The 12,677-nt window shown below is 26.6% G+C and carries 11 protein-coding genes; 10 read left to right on the forward strand and 1 reads right to left on the reverse strand.

All coding sequences use genetic code 11. The annotated features are described in order from the left end of the window. Window positions 1-14: 14 nt before the first annotated feature. On the reverse strand, window positions 15-533 hold the full coding sequence (gene fldA / locus Bpudo544_RS01645) for a flavodoxin FldA (protein ID WP_500824987.1): 519 nt from the start codon (window positions 531-533) through the stop codon (window positions 15-17). A 974-nt stretch (window positions 534-1,507) separates the two neighbouring features. Here fldA and sdhC point away from each other — a divergent pair. The 10 genes from sdhC to Bpudo544_RS01695 all read left to right on the forward strand — a co-directional run bounded on the left by sdhC (window position 1,508) and on the right by Bpudo544_RS01695 (window position 12,593). Then, window positions 1,508-1,894, forward strand: coding sequence for a succinate dehydrogenase, cytochrome b556 subunit (sdhC, locus tag Bpudo544_RS01650; protein WP_500824989.1), 387 nt, complete (start codon window positions 1,508-1,510; stop codon window positions 1,892-1,894). Further along, complete coding sequence (gene sdhD / locus Bpudo544_RS01655) at window positions 1,891-2,250, forward strand: succinate dehydrogenase, hydrophobic membrane anchor protein (protein ID WP_500824990.1); 360 nt, start codon at window positions 1,891-1,893, stop codon at window positions 2,248-2,250. The genes sdhC and sdhD overlap by 4 nt, the downstream gene beginning before the upstream one ends. A gap of 2 nt (window positions 2,251-2,252) precedes the next feature. Beyond that, window positions 2,253-4,070, forward strand: a complete 1,818-nt coding sequence (sdhA, locus tag Bpudo544_RS01660) for a succinate dehydrogenase flavoprotein subunit (RefSeq protein ID WP_500824992.1) — start codon at window positions 2,253-2,255, stop codon at window positions 4,068-4,070. Between the two features lie 13 nt (window positions 4,071-4,083). Next, entirely contained in the window at window positions 4,084-4,812 is a 729-nt protein-coding gene (locus Bpudo544_RS01665; protein WP_500824993.1) for a succinate dehydrogenase iron-sulfur subunit, read from the forward strand. 131 nt (window positions 4,813-4,943) lie between these two features. Then, window positions 4,944-7,838, forward strand: coding sequence for a 2-oxoglutarate dehydrogenase E1 component (locus tag Bpudo544_RS01670; protein ID WP_500825633.1), 2,895 nt, complete (start codon window positions 4,944-4,946; stop codon window positions 7,836-7,838). A 14-nt stretch (window positions 7,839-7,852) separates the two neighbouring features. Then, the gene (gene odhB / locus Bpudo544_RS01675) at window positions 7,853-9,172 is read left to right on the forward strand and encodes a 2-oxoglutarate dehydrogenase complex dihydrolipoyllysine-residue succinyltransferase (protein WP_500824995.1); all 1,320 of its coding nucleotides are present in this window, start codon (window positions 7,853-7,855) and stop codon (window positions 9,170-9,172) included. A gap of 109 nt (window positions 9,173-9,281) precedes the next feature. Next, window positions 9,282-10,472, forward strand: coding sequence for an ADP-forming succinate--CoA ligase subunit beta (sucC, locus tag Bpudo544_RS01680; protein ID WP_500824996.1), 1,191 nt, complete (start codon window positions 9,282-9,284; stop codon window positions 10,470-10,472). A 2-nt stretch (window positions 10,473-10,474) separates the two neighbouring features. Further along, window positions 10,475-11,368, forward strand: coding sequence for a succinate--CoA ligase subunit alpha (gene sucD, locus Bpudo544_RS01685; RefSeq protein WP_500824998.1), 894 nt, complete (start codon window positions 10,475-10,477; stop codon window positions 11,366-11,368). Window positions 11,369-11,437: 69 nt separating this feature from the next. After that, complete coding sequence (gene tolQ / locus Bpudo544_RS01690; RefSeq protein ID WP_500825000.1) at window positions 11,438-12,190, forward strand: protein TolQ; 753 nt, start codon at window positions 11,438-11,440, stop codon at window positions 12,188-12,190. Then, window positions 12,156-12,593, forward strand: a complete 438-nt coding sequence (locus Bpudo544_RS01695) for a biopolymer transporter ExbD (protein WP_500825001.1) — start codon at window positions 12,156-12,158, stop codon at window positions 12,591-12,593. Before tolQ ends, Bpudo544_RS01695 begins: the two co-directional genes overlap by 35 nt. The last annotated feature ends 84 nt before the right edge of the window (window positions 12,594-12,677 follow it).

Here is a 12,677-nt window from a genome sequence, read left to right on the forward strand (position 1 = left end):
ATTTACTAATTATATTACATTTTCATCTCTAAGCAAATTTTAGAAACCCAATTTTTTACTCGAATTTCAGTCAATTCTGGTTGCCTATCTTCATCTATTGCTAAACCAACAAATTGATTATTATCAATGATACTTTTTGACATATCAAAATGATAACCTGAGTTAGGCCATAACCCAACTATATTTGCTCCATTTTTTGTAACAATTTCGTATAAAATACTCATAGCATCACAAAAATATTCTGAATAATCTTCTTGGTCTCCGCATCCAAAAATTGCTACTTTTTTTCCAATAAAATTAATATTTTTAAACTCAGGTAAAAATGAATCCCAATCACATTGAGGTTCTCCATAATACCAAGTAGGAATACCAAATATTAATTGATCATAAGTTTCTATATCTTTTTTAGAACTGTCAGCAATATCAAAAACATTTGATAAATCTTTTCCTAATTTCTTTTGAATCATATTAGCAAGTTTTTCAGTATTACCAGTATCACTACCAAAAAAAATACCTATTGATGTGTTTTTCATATTTTAATCCTATGTTATTAGTTGATTACCGTAATTCCTTTTGACTTAATTATCATGTAGCCAATATATGATATTTATATTTCTAAAATTGATTTGATTATATTATATTTTTTTATTCTTATAATATAACAATCAATTTTTATATAGTGTACTTCATTCAAATTCATGTATAAATATTTTTCTGTAAAAAATACTAAAATTTTTAACATGCTATTAAAACATCTGATAAATAAAAACATAACATTACTAATATATTCCAGAAACAATTTTATTAAAATTATTATCTTGATAAGTTATATATTTTCAGAAGATATACATTTTAAAAGTTTTAATCAACTTTTGATAAAAATATTATAAAATATACACTTGATTACACTAAGAATTACCTGTTTGATATTATTATTTAAATAGATTATTAATATTCAAAAATTTAAAAATTAACATAATACGTGATATATTTTATCATTATTGATATAATTAAATACAAAAAATTTTAATTCATATATATGATACATGATAGTATGGCATTATATATATAAATTTATTTAATTAATAAAACAATAAAAAAATTTATCATATAATTAATAATATAGATTAGTTGCACGAACAAAGTATCAGCTTAATTTCTAATAATCTTAATAAAATATCACTCTGATTAGCGAATAATATATCTTTAAAGGAGATATACTTTTATAACATTTTATAATAAGTATTTTTCTGATTAAAAATCATGTATACTTTATAAGTATAATTATTAATCTATTAATAATAAGCAAAACATCACATGACATATAGTTTTGTTATTTGTTATAACGTTTTATTAAAATTGTTCTATATATGTTAAAAATGTTGTAAATTTAGTATAACGTACGGTGAAATGATTGCATTTAGCATGAATGATACATAATCATATTATTGTTTAATATCGTTAGAATTCTTTAAATATTCGTTAACAATTTTTAAAAAGAGCATATATGATGAATAATAATTCAAAATTTATACAGTTAGATATAAGAACTATAAAATTTCCCATTACTGCAATAGCTTCGATTCTTCATAGAATTTCTGGAATCTTTCTATTTGTAATGATTGGTCCGATGTTATGGATATTAAGAGAATCGTTATCTTCCGAAGATAATTTTTATAAAATTAGTAATTATTTATTAACAGATAATTATTTTTTTCAATTCTTAAAATGGAGTATAGCTATCGCATTAAGTCATCATATAATTTTTGGAATACGACAAATGTTAATGGATTTTGGATATCTTAGGCAGACTTTGTTGATAGGAAAAATTAGTGTAATTATTGTATTTTTATTAGTCATTTTTTTATCTATTTATATAGGCATAAATATATGATGAACTTCATAAAAAAATTAAATTTATCAACACATCATGGAGTGTATGAGTGGTTAATAGTACGATTATCTGCTATTTTAATGATGATATACATGTTATGTATATTAAATTTTATTTTATCTAACAATTATGCTGTATCTTATGAAAAATGGTGCAATTTTTTTTATAGCAATAAAATTCGAATATTTAATAGTATAACTTTATTGTTTCTTTTAAAACATATTTGGATTGGCATAAAGCATGTATTAGAAGATTATATTCAATCAGTTAAATTGAAACAATTAGGAATACGCTTAATTAGCTTTGTAGTGTATATATATTTATTATTGGGAATAATAGTTATTTGGGGTATATAGATATGTTGTATTATAATCATTTACCAATAAAAGAATTTTTTTCTGTTATTATAGGTGCTGGAGGAGCCGGAATGCGAGTTGCTTCATATATTTCTAGAATGGGATTTTCTTGTGCTTTAATTTCTAAAGTATTTCCAACACGATCACACACAGTATCTGCTCAAGGAGGTATTACAGTAGCTCTTGGAAATCAACATGAAGATCATTGGGAATGGCATATGTACGATACAGTTAAAGGTTCTGATTATATAGGAGATCAAGATGCTATTGAATATATGTGTAAAACAGGTCCAAAAGCTGTTTTAGAACTAGAACGAATGGGATTACCGTTTTCTAGGTTAAAGAATGGACGTATTTATCAGAGACCGTTTGGTGGGCAAACTTTATCTTATGGAAAAAAACAAGCTTCTCGTACTGCTGCATCTGCTGACAGAACTGGACACGCATTGCTGCATACTTTATATCAACAAAATTTAAAAAATAAAACTATTGTATTTTCAGAATGGTATGTATTAGATTTAGTAAAAAATCAAGACGACAGAGTGTTAGGTTGTATTGCTTTTTCTATTGAAACTGGAGAATTAATATATTTTAAAGCTCGAGCTACAGTGATTGCTACTGGAGGAGCTGGTCGTGTTTATCAATCCACTACTAATGCTTATATTAATACAGGAGATGGAATTGGAATGGTATTACGAGCTGGTTTTCCAGTACAAGATATGGAAATGTGGCAATTTCATCCAACTGGAATAGCTGGCATTGGTATTTTGGTAAGTGAAGGATGTAGAGGAGAAGGAGGATATTTATTAAACTCAAATGGTGAAAAATTCATGGAAAGATATGCTCCAAATTCTAAAGATTTAGCTGGACGAGATGTAGTATCTAGAGCAATTATTATTGAAATTAAAGAAGGTCGAGGCTATTCAGACGTATATTATGGGCCGCATGTTAAGTTAAAATTAGATCATTTAGGAAAAGAATTATTAGAGTTACGTCTACCAGGGATTTTAGAATTAGTTCGAACTTTTGCTAATATTGATCCTGTAAAAGAATTAATCCCAGTTTTTCCAACTTGTCATTATATGATGGGAGGCATTCCAACGAATATCCATGGACAAGTCATCACCGTAAACAATAGCAACAAAAAAGAAAAATACAATGATAAAATAGTTCCTGGTTTATTTGCAGTTGGAGAAACTGCCTGTGTATCGGTACATGGAGCTAATAGATTAGGTGGAAATTCTTTATTAGATTTAATAGTATTTGGACATTCTGTAGGATTGCACATACATAAATATCTTTTGGAAGAAGAATGGCCTCCTGCAAGAGATGCCACTACTTCTGATATAGAGTCATCTTTGTTTCGTTATACTAAGTGGAATAATAATCACAATCAATTAACATTGAATAAAGAAAATCCTGTTACAATAAGAAAGGATTTGCAGTGGTGCATGCAAAATAATTTTGCAATTTTTAGAGAAGAAAAAACAATGCTGAAAGGATTAGAAGAATTAAAAGAAATAAAAAAACGATTAGATAATGTTGTATTACAAGATAAAACACTTACATTTAACACGCAACGTATTGAGTGCTTAGAGTTAGAAAATTTATTAGAAATTGCTTATGTAACTGCAATGTCTGCTATTTTTAGAAAAGAAAGCAGAGGAGCACATAGCAGATACGATTTTCCTTTTAGAGATGATAAAAATTGGCTATGTCATACGTTATTTTTACCAAAAGATAAAATTATGATTCGTAGAAACGTGAATATGAACCCAAAATTTAGATCTGCTTTTTTACCAAAGACTCGCGTTTATTAAAATAGAGAAAAATATGAAAGTTAAATTTTTAATTTATCGTTTTTGTCCTGAAATTGATCGATCTTCTTATATGCAAGAATATTATATCAATTTATCAAAAATACATAAAATGACATTATTAGATGCTTTAATACAATTAAAAGAACAAGATCCTACTTTAACATTTCGTAAATCTTGTAGAGAAGGAGTATGCGGGTCAGATGGAATGAATATAAACGGAATAAACAGTTTAGCATGCATCACTTCATTACCCAATTTAATTAAGAAAACACGAAAAAAAATAATTTCTATAAGACCATTACCTGGATTTCCAGTAATCCGGGATTTAGTAGTAGATATGCATCAGTTTTATTTACAATATGAAAAAATAAAACCTTATTTAATAAATAATAATATTAATCAATTATCCCATGAATATTTACAATCTCCAGAAGATAGAGCTAAATTAGATGGATCTTATGAATGCATATTATGTGCGTGTTGTTCTAGTTTTTGTCCTTCTTTTTGGTGGAATTCAGATAAATTTATTGGTCCTGCTGGATTATTAACATTGTATCGTTTTTTAGTAGATACCAGAGATACTAATAGTAAAGAGCGATTAGAAGATATCAATGATAATTTTAGTGTTTTTAAATGTCATAATATTATGAATTGCGTTAGCGCGTGCCCTAAAAAATTAAATCCAGCTCAAGCTATAGGAAATATTAAACGTATGTTAGTTAAAAATATTATTAAGCAATAATTCTTTAATTAAGATCAATACAAAACTCGTATATTATATATTATATATTATAATATATAATATATAATAATTATTTATAAAATTAATGTATGACTATTAGTCATACATACACTTATGAACAGGATTGTTCCATGGATAGTGATGAATTTAAAAAATTAATAAGATCTTCTTTTTTAATTAAAAATAATCAATCATATATTGAACAAATTTATAAAATTTTTTTAGAGAATCCTGACAATGTAGATCCTAGCTGGAATAATGTATTTCAGGAATTGATTTGTGAAAAAAAATATTTGAATCGTATTCCTCAAAATTTAAAATTAAGTAATGAATTGAATGTTGAAGTTAAAGAAAAAAAAATTATAGATTCAGTATCATCAAATAAAGATGATAATGTTTTTGTGAAAATATTACAGTTAATTAATTCTTTCAGAGTATATGGGCATCAATATGCAAAAATAGATCCGCTAGGTTTATTTGTAAATAAGAATAAAAATGAACTTCTAGAATTAGAGCATTATAAATTTGTGCATGAAGATTGGTATCGATTAATCGATACCAATCTTTTAGGAATTTCAAAAGGTTTAATGACTATAGAGGATATATATCAATTTTTTAAAACAATTTATTGTAAAACTGTTGGGATAGAATATATGCATATTTTAAATCCCGATATAATTTTATGGATTCAAAAACAAATTGAATCTACCACAAATATATCTATTAATTTGAGTAATTTAGCTCAAAAACAATTTCTTACTGAAATTATTTCAGCAAATAGATTAGAACATTATTTAGGAATAAAATTTCCTGGAGTAAAAAGGTTTTCTTTAGAGGGAGGAGATGTGTTAATTCCTATGTTGAAGGAAATAATACGCTATTCTTCTGAATATCATGAAATTCAAGAAATATTTCTGGGCATGGCTCATAGAGGTCGATTAAATGTATTAATTAATGTATTAGGGAAAAATCCTCATGATTTAATTGAAGAATTTTATGGTAAAAATTGTGAATACGATAAAAGTGGAGATGTAAAATACCATCAAAGTTTATATTCAAATATTGTTGTGAATGGACGAAATATGAGTTTGTTTTTATTTCCTAATCCATCACATTTAGAAATTGTTACTCCAATTGTAATGGGTGCTACACGCGCAAGAATAGATCAATTATCTCATTATAACATTCAACAATCTACTGAAAATGGCGATTCTAAATCACAAAATAGCCAAATATTGCCAGTTGTAATACATGGAGATGCTGCGATTAGCGCTCAAGGAGTAGTTCAAGAATCATTTAATATGGCTAATACTAGAGCTTATGGAATTGGAGGAACAATTCATATTGTAATTAATAATCAAATTGGGTTTACTACATCTAATATCCATGATCTTAGATCTACCCCATATTGCACTGATATTGCAAAAATGATACAAGCTCCTATTCTCCACGTTAATGCTGACGATGTTAATGCAGTTATTTTTGTTACTCGATTGGCACTAAAATTTAGATATAAATTTAAACAAGATATAATTATTGATTTAGTTTGTTATCGAAGACATGGACATAATGAAGCAGATGAACCTAGTGTTACTCAACCTATAATGTATCAAAACATTCATAAACATCCTACAGTTGTTGATATTTATTCTAAATTTTTACATAAAAATAAAATAATAGTAGATATAAATAAAGTGCAAGATATTATTCAATCATATCGTTCAAAATTAGAATCTGAACACTGTGTACTTGAATTCTGTAAACTCATAAATATACGTTCTACATATCATTGTAATAATAATCCTCAACATAAATCAAATTGTTTTAATTTCGATCAACAAATAAACAAACAATACTTACAAGATTTAGCATGTCGAATTAGTAACATTCCAGTTAATTTTAAGATGCATGAAAGAGTAAAAAAAATTTATAACGAACGTGTTGAAATGGCATTAGAACAACGATTATTCGATTGGGGAGGAGCTGAATGTTTAGCATATGCAGTATTATTAGAAAAAGGTTATTCTATTAGATTATCAGGAGAAGATGTAGCTCGAGGAACATTTTTTCATAGACATGCAGTAATATATGATCAAGACCATGGATCATTATATGTGCCATTAATGCATATTAAAAAAAAACAAGGATCATTTTTAGTATGGGATTCAGTATTATCTGAAGAATCAGCTTTAGCGTTTGAATATGGATATTCTACTATCGCTTTTAAAAATACTTTAGTTATTTGGGAGGCTCAATTTGGCGATTTTTCTAATGGAGCACAAGTAGTCATTGATCAATTCATTAGTTCTGGTGAACAAAAATGGAATCAATTATGCGGATTAATTATGCTATTACCTCATGGATATGAAGGTCAAGGTCCAGAACATTCTTCATGTCGTATAGAGAGATATTTACAATTATGTGCTGAAAATAATATTCGAATCTGCGTGCCTTCTACTCCAGCACAAATCTATCATGTCTTATTACAACAAGTAAGAAATGTTATACAAAAACCACTAATTATAGTATCCCCAAAATCCCTATTAAGACATACTATGGCAACTTCTACAATAGATGATTTAGTATATGGATCTTTTAATACTATCTTTAACGAAACGAACAATTGTTGTATATTGAATCAAGTAAATAAAGTTATTATATGTACAGGAAAAATATATTATGATTTGTTAAATAGTCGAAATAAAGCACACTTGTATACTACAGCAATAGTACGTATTGAACAATTATATCCTTTTCCATATTCTGATGTAGCAATGATTTTAAAACAATCATATAATCATGTAAAAGAATTTGTTTGGTGTCAAGAAGAACCTAAAAATCAAGGAGCTTGGCATTATATACAGAGTTGTTTTTACAAATGTATTAATACATCATGTATTGATGCTAATATTACATTAAATTATGTAGGACGAGATGAATCAGCTTCACCTGCTTCAGGATATTTTTCCATACATCAATTACAACAAAAAAAAATAATTAGTGTTGCCTTAGGCTTAAATGAATAATAAAAGGATGAAAAATGAGCAATAGTAGTAATAATAATTTAAAAATTTTAGTTCCTAATTTACCTGAATCAGTTGAAGACGCTACTGTCGCTGTTTGGCATAAAAAGGAAGGAGATAATATTCAACAAGATGAAATATTGCTTGAAATTGAAACAGATAAAATTATGCTAGAAGTGCCAGCATCTCAAAACGGGATATTAGAAGCAATATTAGAAAAAGAAGGATCTGTTGTTAAGTCTGGTCAAATTTTAGGCCATTTAAAATTAATCGACAATATAACTGTTGATAAATCAAATTATAATCCAATAATTTTAAATGAAAATCATAATAAAAAATTTAAAGATCCAAATGATACTGATATTTCTAACGATTATAAATATATGCACAATAAAAAAGATGATAATACTATTTTATTAAGTCCTTCCATTAGAAAATTAATCACTGAATATAATTTAAATATAAACAATATAGAAGGAACTGGTATAAAAGGACGAATCACTAAACAAGATATAGAAAAATATATAAAAATCCAATCAGCACAGAAGACTAATTTTACTACTGATGCTACATCTAAAAGAAAGATGCATCATCATAATATTGTTCAGAACAATAACATGAACCATATTACTAATGATAGAAAAGAAATTAAAGTAATAATGAATCGTTTACGAAAAAAAATTTCAGAACGTCTATTATATGTGACAAATTCTACAGCTATGCTTACTACATTTAATGAAGTAAATATGCAACCTGTTATATCATTACGTAATAAATACAAAACATTATTTAAAGAACGACACGGTATTAAATTAGGATTTATGTCTTTTTTTGTAAAATCAGTACTAGAAGGGTTACGACGATTTCCTGAAATTAATGCTTTTATTAATGGAGAAGAAATAATATATCATAATTATATTGACATAAGTATTGCAGTTTCTACAGAACGTGGATTAATTACACCAGTATTAAGAGATGTAAATAAATTAAGTTTTTCTGATATTGAAAAAAAAATTAAATTTTTTTCTGAACAAGGGAAACAAGGAAAATTAACTTTAGAAGAATTAACTGGAGGAAATTTTACTATTACGAATGGAGGAGTGTTTGGTTCTTTGATGTCTACTCCTATTATTAATCCTCCTCAAAGTGCTATTCTTGGAATTCATGCCATCAAAGAACGACCAACAGCTATAAATGGAGAAATGGTGATTTTGCCGATGATGTATTTAGCCCTGTCATATGACCATAGATTAATAGATGGAAAAGATTCAATAAATTTTTTAAAAACAGTAAAAGAGTTAATAGAAGATCCAATACGCTTATTATTAGATATTTAAAATATGAATAAACAAATATGGTTCTATATTAATGTGTTATACAAATAAAAAATATTATATACTTTCTATATAATATTTAACTGCAAATAATACACTATAATAAATTATTATGATGAACTTATACGAATATCAAGCAAAAAAAATATTTACCCAGTTTAAAATACCTGTCTTAAAAAATTATGTTTTTTTTAGTATAGCAGAAATTAAATATTGTACATCATCTATTATAACAGATGGTCCTCCGTGGATAGTAAAATGTCAAATATACTCAGGAGGACGAGGAAAATCTGGAGGAGTAAAAATTGTATATTCATTAGATGAGATACAGTCTTTTGCTCAACTGTGGCTTGGGAAACGACTTATTACATATCAAACAACTACAGAAGGGGAAATAGTTTATGCTATTTTAATAGAACCAGTGGTTGAAGTTATTAATGAATTTTACTTTAGTGTGTTGATTGATAGAGATTCATCTCAAATTTTATGTATGGTTTCTAGTAAAGGAGGTATAAATATTGAAAATTTGGCTAATAAATCACCTAATTTGATTTTTAAAATTGTGATAGATCCTGTAGTCGGGGCATATGAATATCAAGGACGTATATTAGCAAATAAATTAGGCTTTACAGGAATGCAAATTAATAAATTTGTTAAAATTTATATGAATATTATTCAAATGTTTCTAAAAAAAGATTTAACTTTATTAGAAATAAATCCATTTATTATAAATAAAAATCAAGATTTAATTTGTTTAGATGCTAAAATTAGCATAGATAGTAATGCATTATTTAGACAATCAGATCTTTTAAATTTATGTTTAAATAAAAATACATCAGAAGGTAATAAGTTTATTTCTTCTATTAATAATGAAAAAATTGGAATTAATTATATTTCTTTACAAGGAAATATAGGATGTATGGTGAATGGAGCTGGTTTGGCAATGGCTACTATGGATTTAATGAAATCATTAGGAGGAAATCCAGCTAATTTTTTAGACATAGGTGGTGATATAAATAAAAATTTAATCATAGAAACATTAACTATAATTTTAAAAAATACATCAGTAAAAGCGATATTTATCAACATTTTTGGTGGTATCGTATGTTGTAATTTAGTTGCAGAAGGAATTATTGATGTTTTATCTCAACAAGATATTAATAATGTGCCTATTGTAGTTCGGTTAGAAGGTAATAATGCTATTTTAGGCCAAAAAAAGTTAATAAATAATAAAAAACTAAACGTTTTTGTCATCAACAATTTATTAGATGCAATACGTCAAACTATAAAGTTAGTAAAATAAATATGTCTATTCTAATTAATCAAAACACTACAGTAATTTGTCAAGGATTTACTGGAAAAAAAGCTAGTTTTCATTCTCAACAAGCATTGCTATATGGAACAAAAATAGTTGGAGGAGTTACTCCTGGAAAGGGAGGATCTATTCATCTTGGTCTTCCAGTATTTGATACTGTTGATGAAGCAATAAATTGTACCAAAGCTGTTGCTTCTGTTATTTATGTACCAGCTCCTTTTTGTAAAGATGCTATCTTAGAAGCTATATATTCTAAAATTAATTTGATCATTTGTATCACAGAAGGAATTCCAATATTGGATATGTTAATAATTAAACAAAAATTAAAAAAACAGAATATATGTACTTTAATTGGACCAAACTGTCCTGGAGTAATTACTCCAGGACAGTGTAAAATTGGTATTATGCCTGATTATATTCATAAACCTGGTAATATCGGAATTGTGTCTAGATCCGGAACTTTAACCTACGAAGTAGTAAAACAAATAACAGATTCTGGATTAGGACAATCTACTTGTGTAGGTATTGGAGGAGATCCGATATTAGGATCTAATTTCATTGATATTTTGTTCTTATTTGAACAAGATCCTAAAACAAAACTAATAATAATGATTGGAGAAATTGGAGGAACATCGGAAGAGCAAGCTGCAACTTATATAAAAAAATATATAAAAAAACCAATCATAGCATATATAGCAGGATCTTCAGCTCCTAAAGGAAAACGTATGGGACATGCTGGAGCTATTATTTCAGGAAAAGGAACTAGTGTATATGAAAAATGCATAGCTTTATCAAAAGTCGGAGTATATGTTGCTGAAAATTTTGTAACTATTGGAGACATGGCCAAAAAGATTTTAACAAATAATAATCTAAAAAATAAATAATGTTAATACCTAAATATTTGATAATAAATTAATGAAAAATAATTTTTGATATAATTAACAATACTTAGTATGAATATACTTGCTCTATTTTTAAAAACTAATATTTTAGTAAAAATCACTGTAATTTTACTAATTATATTTTCTGTCATATCATGGAGTATAATCTTTCATCGTGTTTTTATTTTAAAAATAGAGCAAAATAGACTAAAATTATTTGAAGAAAAATTTTGGTCTGGAATAAAATTATCTCATTTATATAAAGAAATATCTAATAGACGAAGTCACCTTAATAGTTCTGAACATATCTTTTGTGTAGGTTTTAAAGAATTTTCTAGATTATATCATATAAAAAATTGCTTACCTGAAACGGTAAGTAATAGGGTATTTCGGATTATGCGCAGCACGATGAATGTTGAATTAGAAGTACTGGAGCAATATATTCCTCTAATTGGAACGATTGGATCTATTAGTCCATATATTGGATTATTTGGAACCGTGTTAGGAATAATACATGTTTTTTTAGAATTAGGAAAAATAACTACTACTGCTGATCATATGGTGGGCACTCATATGCAAATTATTGCTCCTGGAATAGCAGAAGCATTAATTTCTACAGCGATAGGTTTATTTGTAGCCATCCCAGCTGTTATGGCTTTTAATTACTTAACAATACAAATTAATGATCTTAATCAAAGTTATTATAACTTTATAGAAGAATTTGTTGCAATATTATATCATCAAGTATTTTTACACTCTGATTCCATTGAAATGAATAAGGACAAGCAGTATGTATCATTATCGAAAAAAGAACCAGAGATTTAAAATTCAATCTGAAATTAATATCGTACCATTTTTAGATATTTTATTAATTTTGTTAATTATTTTTATGATGATACCATTTCAATTAATACAAGGATTTCAAGTGAATTTACCAAATAGCACTAATACAGTTGATATTACCAACCACAATAATAAATGCGCAATAACTATAGAAATCTTAGAAACAGGATTATACAATTTTAAATTTTATAATAAATATATAAATAATATTGATTTACATAATTTATCATTAGAGATAAATAATATTGTTCAACAAAATCCAGACACGATAGGGTTCATAGCTGCTTCAGCCTACACAAAATATAATGAAATAATTCAAATATTAACTTTATTAAGTGATAAAGGAATATCTTCTGTAGGAATGATTACTAATCCTATTCATTAAACGACATGTAACATGCCTATGATCACATATAATACCAATTATAGTAAAAAATCTCATATAAATATTAAATATGCCATCTTTATT

This window comes from Blochmannia endosymbiont of Camponotus pudorosus (assembly GCF_059934925.1).